The sequence below is a fragment of the Bulleidia extructa W1219 genome (assembly GCF_000177375.1).
Taxonomy (GTDB): Bacteria; Bacillota_I; Bacilli_A; order Erysipelotrichales; family Erysipelotrichaceae; genus Bulleidia; species Bulleidia extructa.
Window position 1 is genome coordinate 91,541 of sequence record NZ_ADFR01000002.1, and the last position, 23,031, is coordinate 114,571.

At 35.7% G+C, this 23,031-nt stretch carries 25 protein-coding genes and 6 tRNA genes; 5 read left to right on the plus strand and 26 right to left on the minus strand.

Annotated features, from left to right (window positions below):
- Positions 1–59: 59 nt before the first annotated feature.
- From HMPREF9013_RS00885 to HMPREF9013_RS00920, 8 genes are all read right to left on the minus strand, one after another.
- Positions 60–1,523, minus strand: a complete 1,464-nt coding sequence (locus HMPREF9013_RS00885; protein WP_006626487.1) for an ABC transporter ATP-binding protein — start codon at positions 1,521–1,523, stop codon at positions 60–62.
- Positions 1,520–2,224, minus strand: coding sequence for an energy-coupling factor transporter transmembrane component T family protein (locus HMPREF9013_RS00890; RefSeq protein WP_006626488.1), 705 nt, complete (start codon positions 2,222–2,224; stop codon positions 1,520–1,522). The genes HMPREF9013_RS00885 and HMPREF9013_RS00890 overlap by 4 nt, the downstream gene beginning before the upstream one ends.
- Complete coding sequence (locus HMPREF9013_RS00895; RefSeq protein ID WP_006626489.1) at positions 2,225–2,824, minus strand: MptD family putative ECF transporter S component; 600 nt, start codon at positions 2,822–2,824, stop codon at positions 2,225–2,227.
- Positions 2,825–2,892: 68 nt separating this feature from the next.
- Positions 2,893–3,507: a TetR/AcrR family transcriptional regulator gene (locus HMPREF9013_RS00900; protein ID WP_006626490.1), complete on the minus strand. Its 615-nt coding sequence runs from the start codon at positions 3,505–3,507 to the stop codon at positions 2,893–2,895.
- A 315-nt stretch (positions 3,508–3,822) separates the two neighbouring features.
- The gene (locus tag HMPREF9013_RS00905) at positions 3,823–4,338 is read right to left on the minus strand and encodes a hypothetical protein (RefSeq protein WP_006626491.1); all 516 of its coding nucleotides are present in this window, start codon (positions 4,336–4,338) and stop codon (positions 3,823–3,825) included.
- Between the two features lie 43 nt (positions 4,339–4,381).
- Positions 4,382–4,756, minus strand: a complete 375-nt coding sequence (locus tag HMPREF9013_RS00910; protein ID WP_420535203.1) for a hypothetical protein — start codon at positions 4,754–4,756, stop codon at positions 4,382–4,384.
- Positions 4,757–5,069: 313 nt separating this feature from the next.
- Positions 5,070–5,564, minus strand: a complete 495-nt coding sequence (locus HMPREF9013_RS00915; RefSeq protein ID WP_006626493.1) for a methyltransferase family protein — start codon at positions 5,562–5,564, stop codon at positions 5,070–5,072.
- Positions 5,565–5,797: 233 nt separating this feature from the next.
- Positions 5,798–6,331 carry a DUF402 domain-containing protein gene (locus HMPREF9013_RS00920; RefSeq protein ID WP_006626494.1) on the minus strand — a complete coding sequence of 178 codons (534 nt, stop codon included), beginning with the start codon at positions 6,329–6,331 and terminating at the stop codon, positions 5,798–5,800.
- A gap of 85 nt (positions 6,332–6,416) precedes the next feature.
- Here HMPREF9013_RS00920 and HMPREF9013_RS00925 point away from each other — a divergent pair, with 85 nt between their 5' ends.
- Positions 6,417–6,869 carry a GAF domain-containing protein gene (locus HMPREF9013_RS00925; RefSeq protein ID WP_232209557.1) on the plus strand — a complete coding sequence of 151 codons (453 nt, stop codon included), beginning with the start codon at positions 6,417–6,419 and terminating at the stop codon, positions 6,867–6,869.
- Here HMPREF9013_RS00925 and HMPREF9013_RS00930 read toward each other — a convergent pair.
- The 4 genes from HMPREF9013_RS00930 to HMPREF9013_RS00945 are packed head-to-tail and all read right to left on the minus strand — an operon-like array spanning position 6,866 to position 10,054.
- Entirely contained in the window at positions 6,866–7,675 is an 810-nt protein-coding gene (locus HMPREF9013_RS00930; protein WP_006626496.1) for an aminoglycoside N(3)-acetyltransferase, read from the minus strand. The genes HMPREF9013_RS00925 and HMPREF9013_RS00930 overlap by 4 nt on opposite strands.
- Positions 7,675–8,580, minus strand: a complete 906-nt coding sequence (locus tag HMPREF9013_RS00935) for a pseudouridine-5'-phosphate glycosidase (RefSeq protein WP_006626497.1) — start codon at positions 8,578–8,580, stop codon at positions 7,675–7,677. The genes HMPREF9013_RS00930 and HMPREF9013_RS00935 overlap by 1 nt, the downstream gene beginning before the upstream one ends.
- Complete coding sequence (locus tag HMPREF9013_RS00940) at positions 8,577–9,512, minus strand: carbohydrate kinase family protein (RefSeq protein WP_006626498.1); 936 nt, start codon at positions 9,510–9,512, stop codon at positions 8,577–8,579. The genes HMPREF9013_RS00935 and HMPREF9013_RS00940 overlap by 4 nt, the downstream gene beginning before the upstream one ends.
- The gene (locus HMPREF9013_RS00945; RefSeq protein ID WP_156780611.1) at positions 9,512–10,054 is read right to left on the minus strand and encodes a hypothetical protein; all 543 of its coding nucleotides are present in this window, start codon (positions 10,052–10,054) and stop codon (positions 9,512–9,514) included. The genes HMPREF9013_RS00940 and HMPREF9013_RS00945 overlap by 1 nt, the downstream gene beginning before the upstream one ends.
- 95 nt (positions 10,055–10,149) lie before the next feature.
- Here HMPREF9013_RS00945 and HMPREF9013_RS00950 point away from each other — a divergent pair, with 95 nt between their 5' ends.
- Positions 10,150–10,536, plus strand: coding sequence for a metal-dependent transcriptional regulator (locus HMPREF9013_RS00950; protein WP_006626500.1), 387 nt, complete (start codon positions 10,150–10,152; stop codon positions 10,534–10,536).
- Between the two features lie 86 nt (positions 10,537–10,622).
- On the opposite strand, the gene HMPREF9013_RS00955 is transcribed toward HMPREF9013_RS00950, so the two are convergent.
- From HMPREF9013_RS00955 to HMPREF9013_RS00980, 6 genes are all read right to left on the minus strand, one after another.
- Positions 10,623–10,693, minus strand: a tRNA-Gly gene (locus HMPREF9013_RS00955).
- A gap of 8 nt (positions 10,694–10,701) precedes the next feature.
- Positions 10,702–10,774, minus strand: a tRNA-Lys gene (locus tag HMPREF9013_RS00960).
- Between the two features lie 16 nt (positions 10,775–10,790).
- Positions 10,791–10,862 (minus strand) — tRNA-Gln (locus HMPREF9013_RS00965).
- Positions 10,863–10,898: 36 nt separating this feature from the next.
- Positions 10,899–10,983 (minus strand) — tRNA-Tyr (locus HMPREF9013_RS00970).
- Between the two features lie 4 nt (positions 10,984–10,987).
- Positions 10,988–11,063: transfer RNA gene (locus HMPREF9013_RS00975), tRNA-Thr, on the minus strand.
- A gap of 13 nt (positions 11,064–11,076) precedes the next feature.
- Positions 11,077–11,152: transfer RNA gene (locus tag HMPREF9013_RS00980), tRNA-Val, on the minus strand.
- A 224-nt stretch (positions 11,153–11,376) separates the two neighbouring features.
- Between HMPREF9013_RS00980 and HMPREF9013_RS00985 the strand changes: the two genes are divergently transcribed.
- Positions 11,377–11,808 carry a hypothetical protein gene (locus tag HMPREF9013_RS00985; protein WP_006626501.1) on the plus strand — a complete coding sequence of 144 codons (432 nt, stop codon included), beginning with the start codon at positions 11,377–11,379 and terminating at the stop codon, positions 11,806–11,808.
- 10 nt (positions 11,809–11,818) lie between these two features.
- Positions 11,819–12,907: an alanine racemase gene (gene alr, locus HMPREF9013_RS00990; RefSeq protein ID WP_006626502.1), complete on the plus strand. Its 1,089-nt coding sequence runs from the start codon at positions 11,819–11,821 to the stop codon at positions 12,905–12,907.
- Positions 12,908–13,047: 140 nt separating this feature from the next.
- On the opposite strand, the gene HMPREF9013_RS00995 is transcribed toward alr, so the two are convergent.
- From HMPREF9013_RS00995 to pnuC, 5 genes are all read right to left on the minus strand, one after another.
- On the minus strand, positions 13,048–13,593 hold the full coding sequence (locus HMPREF9013_RS00995) for a hypothetical protein (protein WP_040333203.1): 546 nt from the start codon (positions 13,591–13,593) through the stop codon (positions 13,048–13,050).
- A 20-nt stretch (positions 13,594–13,613) separates the two neighbouring features.
- Positions 13,614–16,145 carry a hypothetical protein gene (locus HMPREF9013_RS01000; protein ID WP_006626503.1) on the minus strand — a complete coding sequence of 844 codons (2,532 nt, stop codon included), beginning with the start codon at positions 16,143–16,145 and terminating at the stop codon, positions 13,614–13,616.
- Positions 16,146–16,339: 194 nt separating this feature from the next.
- A complete protein-coding gene (locus tag HMPREF9013_RS01005) occupies positions 16,340–17,095 on the minus strand; it encodes an SDR family NAD(P)-dependent oxidoreductase (protein WP_006626505.1) in 756 nt (251 codons plus the stop codon).
- A complete protein-coding gene (efp, locus tag HMPREF9013_RS01010; RefSeq protein WP_006626506.1) occupies positions 17,079–17,636 on the minus strand; it encodes an elongation factor P in 558 nt (185 codons plus the stop codon). Before efp ends, HMPREF9013_RS01005 begins: the two co-directional genes overlap by 17 nt.
- 74 nt (positions 17,637–17,710) lie before the next feature.
- On the minus strand, positions 17,711–18,922 hold the full coding sequence (pnuC, locus tag HMPREF9013_RS01015; RefSeq protein ID WP_006626507.1) for a nicotinamide riboside transporter PnuC: 1,212 nt from the start codon (positions 18,920–18,922) through the stop codon (positions 17,711–17,713).
- A 258-nt stretch (positions 18,923–19,180) separates the two neighbouring features.
- Between pnuC and ftsH the strand changes: the two genes are divergently transcribed.
- Positions 19,181–21,058: an ATP-dependent zinc metalloprotease FtsH gene (gene ftsH / locus HMPREF9013_RS01020; RefSeq protein ID WP_006626508.1), complete on the plus strand. Its 1,878-nt coding sequence runs from the start codon at positions 19,181–19,183 to the stop codon at positions 21,056–21,058.
- Positions 21,059–21,095: 37 nt separating this feature from the next.
- On the opposite strand, the gene rpiB is transcribed toward ftsH, so the two are convergent.
- Genes rpiB through HMPREF9013_RS01035 form a run of 3 tightly spaced genes read right to left on the minus strand, consistent with a single transcriptional unit; the run spans position 21,096 to position 22,886 of the window.
- Complete coding sequence (gene rpiB / locus HMPREF9013_RS01025; protein ID WP_006626509.1) at positions 21,096–21,530, minus strand: ribose 5-phosphate isomerase B; 435 nt, start codon at positions 21,528–21,530, stop codon at positions 21,096–21,098.
- On the minus strand, positions 21,527–22,288 hold the full coding sequence (locus HMPREF9013_RS01030) for a prolipoprotein diacylglyceryl transferase (protein WP_006626510.1): 762 nt from the start codon (positions 22,286–22,288) through the stop codon (positions 21,527–21,529). The genes rpiB and HMPREF9013_RS01030 overlap by 4 nt, the downstream gene beginning before the upstream one ends.
- Complete coding sequence (locus HMPREF9013_RS01035; RefSeq protein WP_006626511.1) at positions 22,281–22,886, minus strand: DUF308 domain-containing protein; 606 nt, start codon at positions 22,884–22,886, stop codon at positions 22,281–22,283. The genes HMPREF9013_RS01030 and HMPREF9013_RS01035 overlap by 8 nt, the downstream gene beginning before the upstream one ends.
- Positions 22,887–23,031 lie beyond the last annotated feature (145 nt).

The following is a 23,031-nucleotide window of genomic DNA, read 5'->3' on the forward strand; positions in this document are numbered from 1 at the left end:
AACCGCCAAGCAAACTTTTACAAGACTCAGCAAATTAAAATAAACGATGCACTGTTTTTTTATGATTCATTCTGATACCCTCCTGTTAAAATATCCTTTTCGATATGTTCCTTATTCTTCAAATCAGCCACTATGTTTCCACCTGACAACAGCAAAACTCTAGAACATATTGTTTTTATAAATTCAATATCATGCGTAATAACAAGTAGAATTTTCCCCTGTTCAGAAAGATGCCCTATCATAGTTCCTACTTCTTGCATACTTTTTAAATCAAGACCACTAGTCGGTTCATCAAAAATAAGAATTTCTTTATTGCAAAGCAAACTGATGGCCACTGCTAGTCTTTGTTTCTGCCCTCCTGAAAGTGACAAGGGATGCCTGCCTTTCAATTCAGACAGAGATAACATTGATAACGTTTCATCAATATCACTCTCATTTGAGACTTTAGTTCCAAGTGTACATTCAGTTTCTACACTATCCGTAAAAAGTTGATGACCGACATCCTGCATAACCATGTAAGATTTTTTAATCCGTTCTTTTGCACTTAATTTTTGGCCATTGATACATATATTTCCTGATTGTTGTTTGAGTAGACCACATATAGTACGCGCTAATGTTGTTTTCCCTGCTCCATTGGCACCGGTAATTGCGATGATTTCTCCACCATTTACAGTGAAAGAAATATTTTGCAAAATGATATGATTTCCATATTTGACTTGAATGTTTTTCAACTCTAAAATACGTTCGGAAATATTTTTAACCTTACTATTTGTTTCTATTTCAGAAAATTTTCGACACCTAAGTCCCTTACTTTGAATCTGTTTAATAGGCAGTTTACAAAAATCCTGTACGCTCATATCCTGAACAATTTGACCATCTTGCATGAATATGACTCTATCTACAATATCCATTAAATACCACAAGCGATGTTCGGCAATGATCACCGTTTTTCCTTGTCGCTTTATTTTTTCTATCAGTTTTTTCAGTTCAAGCACAGCATAAAAATCCAGATTGGAAGAAGGCTCATCCAATACAAAAATATCAGGATTAGTAGCATATACAGATGCAAAAGCGATTTTTTGTTTTTCTCCACCGGAAAGTTCAAAAATATTGCGACCTCTTAATTTTTCGATATGCAACTCTTTAATCACCCTTTCCAAGTGTTGTTTTAATTTTTCAGATTCAAGTGTTCTGTTTTCCAATCCGAAAACAATTTCACTATCTGTATCTGTATTAAAAAACTGTGTTCGTGGATTTTGAAAAACCGTACCGACGCTATCGGAAAGAGTTGAAATTTCAGTCTCAGCAACATTCATGCCTTTCACTGTTACTTTGCCTGAAATTCTTCCTTCAAAAAAATGGGGAATCAATCCATTCACTAACCTTGTTAGTGTCGTTTTTCCACATCCAGATACACCACACAAAAGAACACATTGTCCTTTTGAAATATTTAAGTGTAATTCCCGTAAAGATTCTTTTTCCAAATCCTTGTAAGAAAAAGAGAGTTTTATCAATTCAATCAAGGAAACACACCCCCTCGTAAAAAGTTAAACAACATCACACCAATAATTCCTATATATATCATTACAATCAACGCATCCCAGACTGAAAAACAAACCTTCTCTATACAACTACGTTTTCCTACGTGATCAATGCCCCTTGTGATTGCAGCCTGAGTGATTTCATCTGAAATTTTAGATGCAGATACCAACATTGGTACATACACATATTCCATGATTCTGATCGGATGTCTCAGAAATCCTATCAAAGAAGCATTTATCCCACGAAGAATCATAGCCTCTTTAATATAGTTCCATTCTTCAGACATCGTCGGGAAGTAACGCAATGTCACAGAAAGTGCAATTGTAAAACCTTTAGAAAAACGCAATCGACTAAACGCCACCAGAAAAGTACTTACTTTTGTCGTATGTATTAAAAATGATCCCAGCATAAAACAAGGAATCAATTTTCTCATATAGACATCAAACATATAGAAGATGCCGGCGATGGTAACGGGTAATTTCGATACCACAAACAGTTGTAATATCAATAACACCATAAAGAAAATTCCCTGTTTTATAGCCATTCGAAACTCTTTTGCCTGTAAAAGCAACCATACAGGAATGATTATAAATAGGCATTCTATGACAATGCTTTCATTCAGAAAAACAGAAATACTGGTTATGGATAAAATCAGTAATTTTGTTCTGGGATCTAAAACCATCTAGACAATCCCCACTTTTTCAAAATGTTTTCTCAACATTTTTTTGCCAATAAATCCTCCAATAATGGCACAAATCACCGTCCCTAAAATCATTAAAGGGATAATCCACCAATTGGCTCTGATAACATGAATAATTCCTGCAAAAGAAGAAACGTCCCCTTTTCTACGCATAAATTCATCAAACTGTACCGGCAATATAACCATAGGAATATAAGCCCCCATTGGAGATATCGCAAATACACAATAGGCAAATAAATTCTTTCTAAATGATTTGAAATTTCCTGTTGAGCAAATAAAATCTGCTATAAATCCAAAAATGACAAAAAACAAAGACATCATCCAAAACATACCGGTTATCAACAACAAAAGACCAGCCAGTATACCAAGTATGGAAAGTGACCCTCGTTTCGGTATTTTAGCGATATATAACATAAAAATACTACCTGCGAATAAAGCAACTATCATTGGCATAAACGGAAAAGTAATAGGTGTCATTTGCGCCAAACCGCCTATCACAAAAGCCACCACAAAATAAATAAGTGAAAAAACACCTATGGAAATATAATCTCTTGTTAACAAAACAGTTTCATGCTCTTTCATAATGAACAACATCCTTTCTCAATAAAAGCGTTAGTCTTAACTAACTTAAATATTAAAATTTTTAAGGCCTATATAAGCCTTAAAAGTCCAGACCATCCAGAATTAAAGAAAATGGCTAGTTCTTCCACATATTCAATCGCCTGTTCCCTTGTCATATCATGAACCACCGTTTCAAATGCGGCTGTGAAATAGGCACTGGTAATCATATGATGAAGCTCATGGCTAACACTTCCTGTCATTTTCCCTTGCTTTCTAAGGAGATCATAGTATTTCTCTGTACGAGATACATCCAATTCAACCAACTCATGAATATAATCCGCGTATTTTGTACCTTCAGAACAACAAATGATCAGTTTAAATTCTTCAAAATGATCGTAAATATAATTCACAAAATGAAGAAGATATTGCGTAGATAATTCCCTACTTTCATTCGTTTTATTTTCAGGGATCAAATCAAAATGTGCATCCTGCGCAACTTTGAATTGTTCTATTAAGTGATCTGCCACATCGGAAACAAGTGCTTCAAATAAAGCAGCTTTATCCGGATAATATCCATAAAAAGCACCCTTTGTAAATCCAGCTTCTGCTACAATTTTTCTAAGGGATGCATCCTTAAACCCTTTTTTCAAAAACTCTCGTTTGCCAACTTTTAATATTTTTTGTTGTGTTTCTGATATTTTCATGGAATACCTCTACAAGTATATACCGGCGGTATATACCACTGGTATATTACCATATATGTTACTTTCCATCAACAATTCTGGAATAAGCAACTCCCCTTTTTATAAGACTCTTTTATTTGAATGGAAGTAGTTGGAAAATCGAAAAACGATTTATTATCAAACATAAAAAGCAGCCAGCTCTACCATTTTGGTTTTGCATGCCGCTAGATTATCTATCCATTATCATTCACAACATATACACTTCTTCTATCAATATAGTCATCTAATCCTTACTTTTTCAATCAGGAAAATATGTTCTCATATCCAATCATCCATTCACCTATATTTATACTCTATTTTTCTTTTCCTAAAATCTTTTATGAGATCGTCATGTAATTTTTGAAGATCCGTTCGAATAAATCCTGCAATTCCAAGGCGAAACTGTTGCCTCAACCTCTTACCCTTTAACTTGACCAATACTTTAAACCCATAACTGCTGTCTGCTTGCCTATACTTTTTAATTGTGATATTTTCTATTTTTTCAATTGGAATAGGAGAAAATCTCGAATGAATGTAAAGTTTATCTCCAGAAAAATAATAACATTTAGCTCCAGTATGTTTGTAAGTTAAATAAAACCACAAACTCGCTGATGTTACATATATAAAATAACCATACCAAATCACAATGAACGATATGAGAAGATAAGTAAAAATTTGGAAAAATAAAAATGCCTCTTTTTTAATGATCATCCTCAAAATATCCTCATTCCATGTCCAAAGACCAACTATAACAGGTAAAATGACAAGTACCATAAATACAACATATAAAATAAGAATGCCTCTTTTTTTCATAAACGCAAAACACTTCTCCTGCCTACCACTTATTTACCTTAGCTTACCTCTTTGACATATACTTTTGCACTTCAGCAAAAGTCAATTTTCTCACTTGCGTATTCGCATACTCTTTATATTCTTCCACTATAAAAACCGGTTTCATTTTCTCACAATTTTTCTTCTTATTCTTGTTTAAGTAGAGCTTTAGTTCTTCATCATCTACAAATATTTTATAAAAAAGATGTCCTTTTTCATTTCTCAACTCATAAATACCACAAGCTTTTTGATTTGTATAATCAGCCGTTCTTAAATACAACTTCGCTATCTCTAAGGATTTAAACGGAAAATTCCATCTTTGAAGTCCTCTACTAGATTCCTTTTCAATACAAATACAACGCCCACATGTTCCACAAATGTATTGTGTATGGTGATTCAAACAATCGAGAGGATGTAATAACGGAGTTTTTCTATTGTCTATTGCATAACACTCTTTGCACATTTTTTCTTCAAGTTCCTATTTCCATTATAATGCATAAGCCTCATTTTTAAATAATCATTAAATGATCTCTTCAATACATCGTAAATGATCCACAAACACTTATGACACGAAAAAAGCTGTCATATTTATTTCAAGATCATCCGTTGAAATACTATTTATCAGAATAAAGAAATTTCTTTGAGACATAAATTCTTGCCATAAATGGAATATATCAAGTATCTTCAACACTCTACCATATTTCTTACTGATGTCACTTTTTCCAAGGGATACATCTGTTTACTCTTTGGCAATAATGGATATACTCTTCACCATATAAATCATATAACCATTTTTCTTCTGTATATTTCATCAACATCGTCATAAAAGCCCAATACACAAATGGTAAAAAAAGCAGTATAAGATTAGCATAAATACATAAAATTCCTGTACAAACAAACATGAATGCACTATAGATTGGATTACGGACATACGCATAAACCCCTGTTATGATGAGTTGATTTTTCTTAACATAAGTGTCAATTTTATCAAAAAACACCGCTTTCAAATACAGGATCACACCAAGCAAGATGCTAATAATACCCAATATTCTAAATAGAATTTCTAATTTTGGTATACCTATAAAAGGAATCCTATTCATAATAGAAAGAGCGATTCCGACAACGGTCAAAATGATAATAACCACAACATATAACGGACCTATCCCCATAATTGGTAAATGTTTATTTTGTATTTTTTTCTCTCTCATCAAAAGTATCCCACCTATTAAGTAATTTTAATCATTTATGAGTTAACCATGTAGCACAAATACTTACTTTGACATCATTATCAATCTATCCTATTTACTTTCTACCAATCCCTTCTTCAAAGAACATTGGACCATTTTTACTTCTGAATACAATCCGACCAACCCTATTCTTGAGTCAACAGAAATGAAGCACTTTAAGTATAGATATTAATGATTCAACTAATTGATCAAGTTCAAAATCTATCTTTTAAATCCAAATACATCTGGTAATACTTATTAATACACTCTTTCCGGAAAGGATCTTCTTCCTTTTCCATCATCTCGATTAAATTCTCCATAGATCTTTCAACCACTTCCTTTAAGTCATCTGAATAGACATATTCTTCTCCATGATCTCGATATTCATCTTCATCTAAAATCACATAGCTTCGATCGGGAAATAATTTAACATCTAAATCATAATCCACATTCTTGATAGCCTCTCCATCATATAAACTGGGAGAAGCTAAGTTACAATAATAATAAATGCCACTATGACGAATCATAGATATCACATTAAACCATCTCTTCTTATAAAAGAAACAGACCGCCGGTTCTCTGGTAACCCATTTACGCCCATCTGATTCAATTACCCATGCACGATCTGTAACAGCCACTATTTTTTCTTCATCTGCTTCTAAAACAAAAGCCTTACACCAGGTTCTATGTAGCGAACCATCATGTTTAAAAGATTGGACATAGACTGTATCTTTAACTTTTGGATTCATCTAGTCTCCTTCCTTTTTTCGTTTTTTATTCTACTCCAAACCACCAAAATTGTCGAAATATGACTTTTTAGAGTAAACTATGGATATGACAATTCTAGAGCAACAAACACGATCTCTTTTAGAAGAGACAGATTTCATAGCCGCTACAAGTAATCTGACGGCTTTTATGAATCAATTATTTCCTAATATAAATTGGATCGGGTTTTATTTTGTAAAAAATAATGAACTGGTTTTAGGACCATTCCAGGGAAAAATAGCTTGTACCCATATCCCATTTGAAAAAGGCATTTGTGGAAGATGTTATCGTGAAAAAAGATTACTGAACATTCCCGATGTTTTAAGCATTCAAGATCACATTGCTTGTGATAGTGCATCACGAAGTGAACTTTGTATTCCCATTCTGAAAGAGAATAACTGTATCGGCATGCTTGATATAGATGCTCCCATTAAAAATCGCTTCACTAAAGAGGATGAAAAAAAGGCATCCTTGATCGTTTCTCTTTATGAGAAAGCTATTCAAGAACACCGTTGGTTTTAACGATACAAATCAAACACACTTGAATTTTCTAAATACCGAGTAGCTTCATCAATAGCCGCTGTAGCGGAAAAGAGCATCACTTTGCAGCCACAAATCGTGGTTTCTCTAAGAAGCTCTTTTTTTCTTAAAATCTGCTCGACTTTTACAAAATCATCGCTATCTAGTTGAAGATCTAAATATTCTTTCCATTTAGAACCTTCTTTTGTGTCTACCATAGCTCCTTGAATTTGAATTGGGCGACAATCTGAGCGATATTCTGCTAAATGCAGTGCGGTACAACTGGACAAGTCTACTCCCATCAATAAAATATATCCCTTTAATTCATATAAGCGAGCGGCTGGACTTTCTTCACTCAATGGAAAATGCAAAGATTGACCGTTCACCAGTAATTTAGCATACCTACCCCAAGCCGCATAAGAAAAACTCGGATGTTTCGAACTGACTACACCTTCTCGATGCTGAAAATTTAAGACCACAGAACCCATATAGTGAGTATCCGAACTTTCCGGATCGAAGGCGGGAATTTCTTGACGCACCGTTTTCCAAAGTTCTGGTGAAATAGGAGGATATTGCCAATCACTAGGCTCACTATTATCCGCTACTTGCGTTGGCATTAAAATCGTTCCCCCGTTTTGACACAACTCTAAAAGACCATCCACAATGGTTTTCGCTCCGCCCACTACATAATTAAAAGCTGACATTTTGGTATGCACCTCTAAAATTTGGCTACCGGTAATCCCCAACATTTGTAAACCGGAAATCAATTTTTCTTTGGTCAATACTTCAGAAAGTTCGGTTTCATTCATTATTTATAGTACTCCTTAGCAATATCACAGCCTACCCTTGCATTATTAAATACCAATTGAATATTGGAATTCAACGATTCACCACCTGTTAATTCAGCCACTTTTGCTAATAAGAAAGGAGTGGCTTCTTTACCATGAATACCTTTTTCATCCATTTCAGCAATAGCTTGATCAATTACGCCATGAATCACTTTTGGATCCATGCTGTATTCTTCCGGAATTGGATTAGTAATTAATACACCACCATTTAAACCTAACTCTCTCTTGGCATGAATCATAGCTGCCGCTTCACTGGCATCCTTCAAAGAATAATCAACTTTTAGACCGGATGTTCTGGTATAGAAAGCAGGTAACTCTTCTGTTTGATAGCCAAACACAGGAACACCCTTTGTTTCTAACACTTCCAATGTCTTCGGTAAATCTAAGATAGCCTTCGCACCTGCACAAATAACAGTTACATTTGTATTACCTAACTCCTCTAAATCAGCACTAATGTCAAAGGTTAGCTCAGCACCACGGTGAACACCACCGATACCACCCGTCACAAAGAATTCAACACCTGCCATAGCCGCAAAAATCATGGTTGTCGCAACCGTAGAAGCTCCCCATTCCTTCTTCGCAACAATAGTAGGAATATCACGACGGGACACTTTCGTAATGGATAAACCACGTTTCCCAAATTCTTCAATTTCTGCCCGAGACATCCCCACCACCGGTTCTCCTTCAATGATACCAACCGTTGCTGGAATACAGCCCTGATCACGAATGATTTGTTCAACCTCCAATGCAGTTTTTACATTTTGTGGGTAAGGCATACCATGAGAAATGATGGTGGATTCTAACGCAATGACCGGCTTTCCCTCTGCAATAGCTTTCGCCACTTCTTGACTTGTTCTTACTTTCATAATTTTTCCTCCTGTATTTTCATACTTTCCATCCATTCACGCACCTTGGCGCTTTCTAAGCTGCGACGTCGTACAGCATCTTGTTCAATACTAACAACCGCTGCACTAAGACCAAATCGAATGGCCTTACGAGGACTAATCCCTCGAATTCGCTCAGAAACATACGCTCCTAACAAAGAATCGCCACCACCTGTTGCATTAGACAGACGAATCGGACGATGACGGTACCAGAACATGCCTTCTGAACTTCCAAGTATAACACCTTGATCGGCCAATGACACAATAATCTCTTGAACTCCTTGATTTAAAAACCAAGAAAGACATTGTCTAGCTGTTTCTTTATCTTTTACAAAAATATTTGTCAATGCTTCAGCCTCATATTGATTTGGTTTAAACACATTTAAGTGAGGAAGCACCGAAACCAAACGCTTGGATTTTTGAACCGAAACCGGATCGGCTACTAAAAATGATTTAGCCTGTTTCGTTAAATACTCAATACTTTTTAAATCCAAGTTAGCGTCTAAAATCAAAGCATCTCCTTCATCTAAATCTTCTAACGCTCGATCCAACAAAGCAGTATCCATTGCTCTTAAAATACGCATATCGCTCATGGCAATTTTCATATCGCGATTTTGATCTAAGATAGCCATATAAATAGAGCTTGGATACTCTTCAGTTTCAGAACTTTTGGAAATATCAATACCCAATTTTCGGCAATCTTCTTTCAGCATTTTTGCGTATGGATCAGACGCAAAACAAGTCACAAACTGTACATTTTCACCTAACAAAGCACAAATTTGAGCAATATTACGCCCTACTCCACCAAAACTTAAACTAATTTCACCGGGATTAGAATCGTATTGACGAAGTGGTTCTAAACTGGAACCACAAATATCAATATTAGCTCCTCCTACAATACAAATTTTTTTCATTATTTTCCCTTCAATATCTCTTTCAATAAAATCAGATGTTCTTTCACTTGCTCTTTTTCGAATTTTCCTTGTGATAACAATAGATATGAACTCATCAGGGCATGTTTAATTTCTTCCCTTTGTGATTTTTCTAAAGAGTTTAAGTCCAATTGATTTGCCCTAGATAAGATAGATTCCAATTCCATAACCATCGCCATCAATTCCTTCTCTCGAATCGCTTTACTAAATACTTCCAGAAGATTCCAATGTTGATTATGACTCGTTCTAATGATGACAATAACATCAAAATTCTTTATCCTTCTTTTGATATTTTCAAACAGAGTATACCATTCTTCTTTTGTGATTCCATCCATCAACAAGTATTCCCCCGACATTTTCCTATGATCACCTGTTTGATCTTTATCTAAAAGAAAAGCAAGTTGCACTGTTAACTTCAACTGTTCATCACCGATTAGTATAAAATCTGTTTTTTCTTGTTGCATGATCTCTCTAACAACACTTATGTTTTGTTCATTTGAACTATACATTAAAATTTTCTTCATAACTGTTATAATAATACTATATAAAAAGGAACTTACGAAGCATCGTTCTTCCTCAAACCCAAAAAATCAAGTATGATAATCAGAAAGGAGTTCAAATGTCTATTTACGAATCAGGTGAAGATTATTTATTGGCTATTTTAGTTATCAAAGAACGAAAAGGTCTCTGTCATTCTATTGATGTAGCGGAAGAAACCGGTTATTCCAAAGCAAGCGTTTCTATTGCCATGAAAAAATTGCGAGAAAATGGCTATATTCAGATGAATCAAGATGGAACTTTAGAATTGTTAGAAACAGGCCTAGCCATTGCCAAAAAGATCCATGAACGCAATACAGTGTTGACCGATTATTTTAAACAACTTGGGGTTGATCCGGACATTGCTTATCACGATGCTCATAAGATTGAACATGATTTAAGCGATCAAACTTTCAGTAAAATCAAAGAAGAATACCTAAAAATAAAAAATAAGAGAGGCAAGTCTTAAAAAACTTGCTTTTTTTTGTGTCATTTAAAACACCAGTTCTATTTTCACATACAACAAAAAAAGAAACCTGAAGGCTCCTTACTAAGAGCGCGTGATGAGAATCGAACTCACGTATGCAGCTTGGAAGGCTGCCGTTCTACCATTGAACTACACGCGCATAAGAGGTGACTCGGAAGGGACTCGAACCCTCGACCCACTGATTAAAAGTCAGTTGCTCTACCGTCTGAGCTACCGAGTCAGACACAAAATAAAGGCTGGGGCAGCGAGATTCGAACTCACGCATGAGGGAGTCAAAGTCCCTTGCCTTACCGCTTGGCTATGCCCCAATCCGAATTCATTGCGATGAACACAACAAATATAAATGGTGGAGGCGGGTGGTTTCGAACCACCGAACCCAGAGGGAGCAGATTTACAGTCTGCCGCGTTTAGCCACTTCGCTACGCCTCCAACATGGTGCCGACTATAGGAATCGAACCTACAACCTATTGATTACAAATCAATTGCTCTGCCAATTGAGCCAAGTCGGCATTTAGAAAAAAATGGTGGAGGTTAACGGGCTCGAACCGCTGACCCTCTGCTTGTAAGGCAGATGCTCTCCCAACTGAGCTAAACCTCCACAGTTATTTGCTGCTTAGTTATACTAACATGCCCCCTATCTATCCGTCAACATTTTTTTATGGTTTTTTTGAAAAATTTCAGACATGAATTTCAATCAAAAGATTCATTTGTCATGATAAAAAACACTTTATTTCAATACCATTCATTTATCTTTCACCTTCTTTTTTTAGTCAGCAAAGATGTGTTACTATATATTTGTATATCGTACATTTGGAGGTATCTATGCGTATCTATAACTTAAATACCCACAATGAAAACAAGCGCTTTTTGCTTTCTATCCTCATTGGTCTACCCGCTTCTATTTTAATGGGATATTTGTTTTATCTTGTATCAAGGTGGTTTACTTTCCGTTTAGATATCTTTTACATCGTGATTGCTTATACGATTTCCCTATTATTAAAAAAAGTAGGTCGAGGCGTTACTAAAAAATTCTCCATTCTAGGGGCTTGTTTAGCTTTTGTAGCTATTATTGTAGGTGATGCACTCATTCTATTTGGGCAGAACGCTATTAACCTTTTAACAAACGCTATTTTCTTCTCTCAATTTATTCGCATAGAAGTTTATTCTCTAACAGCCAATCTAAATGCTTTAATTGGTCTTTTAATTCGAGTAAGCGCTATTTATGAAGCCTATTACTATTCTGTATTGTTCTAAGGAGGAAAACATGCATCGTCAAACCTGGTTTGAAATTGATTTAGAAAAAATCAAACATAATGTTCAACAAGTTCAATCTTTTCAACAAAAAGAAGTGATGGCTATTTTAAAAGCAAATGCTTACGGTTGTGGAGATATACAATTAAGTAAACAACTGGAAATGATCGGTATCCATTTTATAGGGGTTTCTTCCGTTGATGAAGCTCTTGTTCTTCGTAAACATGGCTTCCAGGGCAAACTGTTAGTTCTAGGCGGTACTAATATAGAAGATTTAGAAACTCTTATTCAAAATCATATTACTGTCACCGCTTATTCTGAAGAATGGATCGAAAAATTCACACAACATGATTTAACCGGTTTAAGCATTCATCTTAAAATTGATACCGGTATGAATCGCATTGGTTTCGATAATGCCGATGAAGCTAAAAAAGCCCTATCTCATCTGCTAGACCAGAATGCGCAAGTTGAAGGAATTTTCACACATTATTACCAATCAGACCAAGACGAAAAAAATACCGCTCGCCAATTTAAAGATTTCAAAAAAATCGTCACTTATTTGAATCATTCATTTTCATATATTCACGCCGATAATTCCGATGCCTCTTTGTATTTTCAAGATAACTTTACCAACATGGTACGCCTTGGGATCGCTCTTTATGGTTATAGTACACACCATACCGGTCTACAAGAAGCTCTTTCTCTATACACCAAGCCCATCATGATCAAAGTCGTTCATCCTGGTGAAACCATCGGTTATGGAGCCACTTACAGGGCTCAAGAAGAAGAAATCATCGCCACCTTACCCATCGGATATGCAGATGGTCTACTTCGCATCAATCAAGGAAGAAAAGTATATGTAAATGGTCAATACGGAACAATCGTCGGACGCATTTGTATGGATCAATGTATGGTGAAATTAGAGCAGAAAATTTCCCTTGAAGATACCGTTGAAATCTTTGGATCCCATATTTCTCTTAACCAAATGGCTTTAGAAACCAACACCATTTCTTATGAAATCATCTCTTTGATCACACCAAGAGTCACTCGTGTATATAAAGATAGTCATACTTCTTGGGAAATGAACTGGCGATACGAATAGAATCCACTTTTCCAAAATATTGTACTGAATAACGACCAAGCTGACCTATTTCAACTTGGTTTTTTTATTTAGTTATCAACCCATTCAGTATTATAAATTCCCCCACTAAAAAAGGTTAGCTTTTACGCTAACCCAATCACTTAATCATTTCTTCTTTTATAAATATAGAGACCAATACCGATAATTGAAGCCGTACTAATAAATCCAATAGCAAGAGGCATAACAGAATTCTTCTTTTCTTCTGTTTCTTCCTTTTTCATTTTTTTATTAGTTGCCCCTTTTTCTTTCTTGCTGGTATCTGTACTTTCTGCTTGATTTTCTTTTTGAGTCTTCTCTTGTTTCTCTTCTTCTACTTTAGATGTGGTATCATTTTCAATCTTATCCTTGCTCTTAGAAGCAGAGTCATTTTTCTTCATTTTCGCCACCTTAGAAACTGTTTTCTTAGTAGAAGACTTTTCAAAAGAGGCTTCATCTTTAGACGCAGTATCAGCAGCTTTTTTCTGTTTTACTTTCTCTTTATTTTTTTCCAAATAATCCTTATGAGCTTTCAACGCCAAATGATATTGATGGCGTAATTTATCTCGTTTCATGGCTAATTCATTTAATTTAGCTTCTTTCTTTTCTAACTCTTTTTTAGCCAATTCTAAAGCCTGTATTGCTTTGACATGATTCTCTTGGGCTATCATTAACGCTGCGCTGGATTGCTTTAATTTTCTTTTGCCTTGGTCAAAGTGGCCTCTGTCTTCACCGTATCAAAACGATCCACCGCCTTTTTAGCTTCTTCTAATTTATCTTGTTTAGCTTTCAAATCTTTCTTAGCTTCTTCTAACTTACTCTTAGCATCTATGAATACCTTATAAGATTCATCAGACGATTTTTTAGCTGATAAATATTCCTGCTTCTTAGCTTCCTCGTTTTTCTTGAGAACTTCAAAATCATGATTGACCTTAGTTTGTTTTTGGACTAATTCATCGTACTCTTTCCAAACCCGCTTCTCAGCTTCTTCCAGTTGAGCTACTTCTTGTGTTAAGGTTTTTACTTTTTCTTTTGTTTTTTGTAGCTCAACCTCATAATTTTGCAACTTATTCGTTAAATCCGTTTCTCTATTTTTAAGAATATCAGAAGATTTCTTAGCATCCTCTAATTCCTTAGTAGCCTTTTGAACTTCTTGTTCAGCCACATCTCGAACCAATTTAGCTTTTTGTGTTTCTGCTTCTGCTTGTTTTAAGCCGGTTTCAAGATCCGATACCATTTTTTCTTTTTCTTGGACTTCCTTAGTGGCTTTAACTAAAGGTTCAATCGCCTTTCCTAATGCTTCATTAGCCGCTTTAACCGCTTTATCTAATTCAGCTGTCTTAGCTTCTAATTTGGCAACCTTTTCTTTAGCTTTAGCCACCTTCTCTTGTGCTTTCTTCAATTGAGTTGCACCCTGATTAGTCACCGCTTCATCATAAGATTTCTTAGCTTTATTGTAAGCCTTTTGTGCTTCTTCCTTTTTTGCTTCCACTTCAGCTTTATACTTAACTAATTTTTCTAAATACCTAGTATCTTCAATGCCTTCATGCCCATAATTAGGCTCATTTTTCATACCAAATACTTGGTTCATCAACGTGCCATACTGATTAGCCGTTTTAATACCATCAACAGAACCAACCGTCGTATATTTTTCAGAAACAATATTCAAATAATGTCCATCTTCACGTGTAAGTGGTTTGTATCCAAACTTTTGTTCAAATTTAGCGATATACTGATCATCTTCCAGTTCATTATTGTCATAAACAAACTTTTCTTCTTCATATAATGCTTTTAAAGCCTTTCCTTTGCCATAGCCTTGTGCTACATTTTCACCAACACCTTTAATTAAGTGAGAATGAGCCGACGCATGTTCATCTTTTTCCACAATTTCCTTCGACTTAGCCCCTTGAATTTGTGCAACAGCCATAATATCGTCATGGATCATCAATTTTTTTAAGCCTTTAAAGTTGCTATCAGTCGTACGCAACTTGTTCATTTCAATAATTCCCTTAACTCCATCAATCGCATTATCCAATGACAATAATGAGTTATTCTCGATAGTTCTAAAAACGCTCTTATACTTTTCTATTAATTCAAGTGCCTTAGTGGATTTATTGGTTTCATAGAATCCAACCATTCCCTTAGCTACGTTAGCTATTGCCACATCTAGCTGAGACTTAGCTCTATCTAAAGCGTTTTTCAATTCGGCAATCATTTTATCCACATTTAGATTTTTAAGCTCTTCTTCTGCTTTTTGAACTTCTTGTTTAGCAGCATCCACTTCTTTATTATGTTGATTGATATCGTTGGCCGCTTTCTTTAAATCAGCTTGTGCTTTATTTTTAGCTTCTTGTAACTTCTTTTGTTGCTCTTTAGCACGATCCAATACGTTTTTGGCGTCCTTTAAATCTTCTTTCTTTTCTGTTTCAGTCGCTTCTTTTGTTCCAAATTCATCTTCAGCCACCTCTAACTTTTCTTTAAGTTGCTTAACTTGTTCTTCTTTTTCATGAATTTTTTTCCTGAGCGTTTTCACATGATTCTTAATTTCTTCTAATTCTTTTGCGGCCTTAGATTTAAAATGGCTATCCTCCATCTCATCTAATTCCGTTTTAGAAGTATTTAGCTCACCGGTTTTTGTTTGTTTATTCTTAGTTGCTTGATCCCATTTCGCTTTTGAAGCTGCAACTTCTTTCTCTAATTTTGCTTTTTCTTTTACTTTAGTAGCTGTTTCCGTCTTGGCTTTTTTATACTCGGAAACTGTTTTATCAGTTGTCGACTTTTTATCATCATAGTCTTTTTGCGCTTTATTTAAACGTTCTTTTTTAGTATTCAACTCATCTTGGGCATGATTAGCCTCATCAGTAGCTAATTCCAGTTCAGCATCAGCTTTCTTCCTAGCTTCTCCACTATGAGCCTCTTGATTTGCTTTATCGGCCATAGAAAAATCATGTTCAGCACTCACCTTATCTTTTTTAGCCGCTTCTAATGCTTCTTTCTTTATTTTTTCCAATTTCGTTGCTTGATCATAGGTATTCTTAGCAAGATTAACGGCATTTTGAGCGCCAATTGTTTCTTGAACTGCTTTTTCATATTCACTAGAAGCCTGATTCAACTTGTCTTTCGTTTGTTCAGCTAATACAGGGGTTACTTGTGCAATCACTTGACCAGTAGATAAGGTAGCAAGGGTAGCGAGAGTTATTTTTTTCAACTTTTTACGATTCATATATTCTCCTATCGTGACTTTATTCTAATTAGTCCGTTGGTTCATTATAATGTATATTCACTTTTTTTCAAATTAAGAAGCTCTATCATTAAAATTAAACAATTTGATATCGTTATCCTCTCTTTCTTCAAAATCAGCTATAAATGTATTTTGATCATCAAAAAATGACCTGTTCAAGTCTAACAGATCATTTTCTAACAACTACCTCTTTGTCCACCATCAATACGGATGATGGAATTATTGATATAACTAGCTTCATCACTAATTAAGAAACGGACCAAAGCTGCCACTTCTTTCGGTTCACCATAGCGTTGAACTAGAATTTTTTCACATTCCTCTTTCAAGAAATCCGCATCGTAACCATCTAGTTCACTTTCTGTTCCAATAAACCCCGGTGCTATCGCATTCACATTCACGTAAGGAGAACATTGCCAAGCTAAGTTATGAGTCAATGAAATTAAAGCTGCTTTAGAGGCATCATAATCAAAACTCATTGGATAATAACTATTGATTCCATTCGTAGAGACAATATTCACAATCTTACCAAACTCTTTTTCAATCATGTGCGGATATACCCGATTGGCACAATTATAAGCACCAACTACATTGACATCTAAAGTTCTTCGGAATTCCTTTGCTGTTTTTAAATGAAATAAGTTTGATAAATCAATCGCCGCATTATTAATCAAAATATCAACATAACCCAACTCTTTTTCAACTTGTTTGACCATCCTATCCACTTCTTGTTCTTTGGAAACATCAGCTTGAATCGCCATGCAAGGAACTGAATACTCCCGTTGAATCTCTTCTTTCAAAGAGAATGCTTCTTTTTTAGAATGATGATAATTGAGGACGATCGCATATTGATTTTTAGCCAATTCTATGGCAATGGCTTTACCAATCCCTTTAGCGGCTCCTGTAATTAAGACAATTCTAGGCGCGACTGGCATATTTACCATCAGACGTTGACACAAGAATCTTTTCACCTTGCTCAATGAATTGCGGAACACGAATGGTAATACCTGTATCCAAAGTGGCATCCTTTGATTGGGTTGAAGGAGCCCCCTTGATGGCTGGAGTTGTTTCTACAACCGTTAACGTTACCTTATCTGGTAAATCAATGGATAATACGTTACCATCAAAAAACATCAAGGTGACTTCCATACCCTCCACTAAGAAGTTCTTACTATCTCCAACATGATTTCCATCTAATTCATACATTTCATAACTCTCTTGATCCATGAAATAATAAATAGAACCATCATTATATGAATATTGAACATCCTTCTTTTCAATCATCGCCGCTTCAAACTTGGTGGAAGCGTTAAAGTTTCTTTCTTGTGTCGAGCCCGTCTTAAGATTCTTCATCTTAGTTTTTAAAATAGCGGCTCCTTTACCCGGTTTCACGTGTTGGAAATCTAAAACCACCCATGGATCATTATCTACTAATACGGTTAATCCCGTTTTAAAATCACCTGCTAAAATCGCCATAAAATCCTCCTATACTGATTTTGTTCATCCTAATTTTAATCTTTTCGCCTCATTCACGCAATGACAAGTCTTGGTTAGAAAATGGTGAGCTTTTCCTCTTTATGCGACTTAATGTACTTTGTCCATTTGATATAACCATACGTTGTATTGGTTAAATATCCTAATTTTAAAACCAATAACACATACTGTCCCAACATGATATTCATCGAGGCTTCTAAAATAGCACTAATATACCAAGCCACCCATTGTTCACGAAAACGGAATAAAATAAACAAACCATTCGCTATCCCAACCGCCGTTGCACAAGCGTCTAGGTATGCAATCCATGTCGCCATAGAACGATTCACAAAATCTGTTCGAATATCCAATCCACTGATAAAGTATCCTACCACTACAGTAAACACAACAATTCCGGTTAACACAAGCACCTCTTGCCAGCCCGTTAAACGACGAACAATGGTTAAATCTTTCTCTTCTGAATCCTCATGTTTTGACCAGTTGATAAAGCTGATGATATCAATCGGTATCCAGAACAATAAAGTCACCACCATCGACGCAAAACGATACATTAAAACCAAATTAATGGCAATTTCTACCAACTCAACCGCAACTGAAATCATGAAATTATATTTATTTTGCTTAGAAATCAATAATTCACACAAAATATTGAGAAAGGTATCCATGAGATATAGCCACATGATGATAATTCCATTGACTCCATTCGCACTTTTTTCCGGAAAAGCAACCGCAAAAATAGTCGCCAATACCATGATAGATAAAAACCACGACTTCTCATAAGTACTAAACATGTGCCCAAAGACAATCATAATCAACACCGAAACAGCCAAAATAGTCAAAGAAGAACACAGGTTAAAAATAGCCATCGTTTTTTCAGCCATTTTTTCTCTATAAGTTGCTTGTACCTTCTCTAAACTAGGATTCTTTTCTGCAAAGAATAAATTCGTCCCATCTTTACTTTGATATTGATAAGCTTGAATCGTATCTTTCGCTAAATTTTCATACTCCTCCTTGGAATAATTCACAATCATTTTAGAATCTTTACGTCGATAAACCACCTCAAATACTGTTGCATTATCATCAAAATCCTCAGCCTCTTTATCACGTGTCATTTCCAGTTGGCCAACGTATTTTATCGTTCCAACAGCAGCGTGTAATTTGACATATCCTAACCATCCGGACACAACAGATCCAAGCATTAGTAACACAAATACAATTGTGCCCAGTTTCACCATTTTTTTAGAAAAATCTACTCTGATTTTCTTCATGTATAAACCCCATTTCTTCCTATTTTTTCAATCCGAATCTCAGCTATTATACTATAAAATTGCATCTTTTAATGCGACACTTTTTTACTATCTAACCTCTATTCGTCCCAACTAACTACAAACACCAAATCTCCTTTTGAGAAAACACTTCCCATAATCAGCACACGACTTCACATAATTAATCTCCTTTACAATTCAAAAGGGGATGATAAAATAGTTTTAGCACTCTATAAGAAATAGTGCTAAAGAGGTGACAATATGAATATGAATTCTAACAATCATAAACAACGAAAACCGTTGCTGTATTACTATTCATTGGTCATGCTCGTATTAATTTCTTTGAATTTAATCTTGCGGCCACTTGTTCAGCAACAAAACATTAAAGAAACATCTTACACAACTTTCATTGAAAAAACCAATAACAATCAAGTCAAAAAAGTTCGTGTTGAACAAAACCAAATCTACTACGAAGTACATAACGATAAAACCATTTATAAGACAGGTATCGTCAATGACCCTCAATTGACCAAGCGTCTTTATGACCATAAAGTCGATTTTTCTTCCACCATTAAAGAACCAAGTAATACTTGGTTAGATATTTTGATTGCTTGGATTTTCCCAATTCTAGGGGCGACTTTCTTAATTCGTATGTTAATGAGGAATGCTGCAAGAAACGGTTCCGACTCCTCCTTTGGAGGTATGGGTGGTATGTTTAATTTTGGCAAATCAAATGCTCGTGTGCATGAAAAATCTAAAGAAGATATTCGGTTTAAAGACGTAGCGGGTGAAGATGAAGCAAAAGAAAATCTACAAGAAATTGTTAATTATTTACATGATCCAAACCAATATAAATCCATTGGGGCAACCATGCCGAAAGGAATTCTTTTAGTCGGTCCTCCCGGAACTGGTAAAACGATGCTAGCCAAAGCAGTAGCTGGTGAATCCAATGTGCCATTTATTTCTATTTCCGGTTCCGAATTCATCGAAATGTTTGTTGGTATGGGAGCTTCCAAAGTTCGTGACTTATTTAAAAAAGCAAAAGAAAAAGCACCTTGTATTGTCTTCATTGATGAAATTGATGCAGTTGGTGGAAAACGTACTGCCGGTCATATGGGTGGCAATGATGAACGAGAACAAACTCTAAACCAGTTACTGACGGAAATGGATGGCTTTGAAGAAAACAATGGTATTGTAATCTTAGCAGCAACCAACCGTCCTGAAAACTTAGATCCGGCTCTTCTTCGCCCAGGTCGTTTTGACCGCCGAGTGCCGGTTGAACTACCTGATTTACAAGGTCGTGAAGAAATCTTGAAAGTTCACGCTAAGAAAGTAAAAACCGAACCAGATATTGACTATAACATGATTGCTCGTATTGCCTCTGGTGCATCAGGTGCTGAATTGGCAAATATCATCAATGAAGCTGCTTTACGGGCAGTTCGAGAACACCGTCAAGCTGTTAGTCAAAGGGACTTAGAGGAAAGCATTGAGGTCGTCTTTGCAGGCTATCAAAAGAAAAATTCGATTTTGACCGATAAAGAAAAAATGGTCGTCTCTTACCACGAAATAGGACATGCCCTTGTAGCTGCCTTGCAAACTCACAGCGCACCTGTTCAAAAGATTACTATTATTCCTCGTACTTCTGGAGCACTTGGTTATACTATGCAAGTCGAAGAAGGAAATCATCCTTTATATACCAAAGAAGAGCTGGAAGCAAAAATTGCGATCCTAACTGGCGGTCGTGCTGCTGAAGAAGTGACTTTTGGTTCTATTACAACCGGAGCTTCTAATGATATCGAGCGAGCTACTCAATTGGCTAGGGCAATGATTACTCGTTATGGTATGTCCGATTTCGATATGGTTGCTATGGAATCGGTTCAAAACAAGTATTTAGGTGGTGACACATCCATGGCTTGTTCCGATGCAACAGCCGCTGAAATTGATAAAAAAGTGGTAGCCCTTGTTAAAAAACAACATGAATTAGCGAAATCTCTATTAACTGAACATAAGCAAGATCTCGATAAACTAGCTCAATTCCTCTATGAAAAAGAAACCATCACAGGAGATGAATTCATGAATATCCTAAATGGTGAATCCGAGCAAGAACAGCCTCAAACAGATGAAAGCCAAGATCAATGATCTTGGCTTTTCTATTCTCAAAAATAACACCTATTTTCTAACCAATATGATTTAATAAATTCACTCTTCTTTGGTGACGACCACCTTCAAACTCCGTTTCTAAGAAAATGTCTACGATCATCTTTGCTAATTCAGAACCAACAACCCTAGCACCAATTGAAATAACTTGGGCATCATTATGTTTCCGAGCCAACATAGCTGAATAAGGTTCACTACAGGTACAACAACGAATACCAGGCACTTTATTACAAGCAATCCCGATCCCAATACCGGTTCCACAAATAGCAATACCTCTTTCCACTTTACCGCTCATAATCTCTCTGCTTAAAGTTTCTCCATAGGCCGGATAATCCACTGATTCTGTTGAATCGGTTCCATAATTTATCACCTCATACCCTTTTTGAATCAAATGATTCATCAATTCTTGTTTCAATTCTACAGCGCTATGATCTCCTGCAATCCCAACTTTCATCCAATCACCACCTTTCGTTTATTTTCAAGCATTAGTAAACCAACTCCACCTGCCACAACAAATAAACTAATAAATTGAGAAGTGGATAAGAAACCAACCATACCGCGAATCAAGTCACCTCGAATAAATTCAACCAAGAAACGACCAAAACCATATAAAATCAAATACCAAGCACCTGTCTTATTTGATTCTTTTGACTTAGTTAATACATAGTATAAAACGCCAAAAATAATGAAATTTCCTAAGGAAGAAATCAATTCCGTCGGAATGACTTTAATTCCAGCACCAGGTCCTAAAGAACCTGCCGGAAACGTTACCCCATACCAAGCATCTGTCGGTATTCCATAACAACATCCTGCCAAAAAGCAGCCAATTCGACCAAATCCTTGAGCTAAGGCAATACAGGGAGCTAATACATGAAAATAAGTTAAAAAATCTAAATGATAATGACGACAATATAAATAACCCGCCAACGCACCGGAAAGAATTCCTCCATACACCACAAATCCTTGTGAACCCAAAGTCGCAATTGGATTTGCCATAAATCCTTTTAAATCCGTTAAAATAAACAAACCCTTTGCTCCAACAAATCCAACAATCACACATAAGAAAATTAGATTATCTATTTTATTCGTTTCTAAATGAAATCGCTTCGCTAATCTTTCCGCCATCCAAAAGGCCGCTAAAATTCCCACGGCAATCATAACACCATAGCCATGAACCGTCACTGATCCGATTTTAAACCAATCATTATACATTTTTTTCCTCACTTTCTTTTATTTTTTCAACAGGAGTTGAATGATCTATCCTCTCAATCGCTTTTTTATAAGAACTTTCCAAAAAGAAAATCGCAAACAAGTCTGATATACCCGCATAAATCAACCCAATACCGATAACTATAAATAACACCTGCCGAGATTGGTGCCCAGCTAATAGAAAAATAATCACTAACCCAAGGATCAAAGCCACTACTGACAAAACCAAATAAGTCATCGCTTGATTGGATTGGATCCTTTGTGCAACAACAGCTCTTTGAAGTTTCATTAGCCCGCTTGCCATAATGACTAAGCCCAGTAAAATAGGGATTAAACTCAAAATCAAGTCTTTTTGAATAATGATAACTAAACCAGCCAAGATGGATAAAATACCAAACGCAAAATCATTTCGATATAAAATTTTATGAACATCTAATACAAAGTAAGTTGTTAACAAAATAATACCAATAACCGTAAATATAGCCCCCACACTAATAGATAACAACTGTGCACTCATACCCGGAAAGAAAGTCATCAAAGTACCAATTAAGATATATAGGGCAGCCGAAAGTATCGACATGTTTTTTGATTCTGGAAACATAAATTCACCTCTTTATTACCTATTGTATAATAAGATACTTCAAAATATCTATCTTTGTTCTCTATCGTTTAAATTTTCTGCTAAACTTCAAAGAGATTAACTCATCCGTAGGATTTCCTTGATGACTAATCCTACCAAGGAGTTA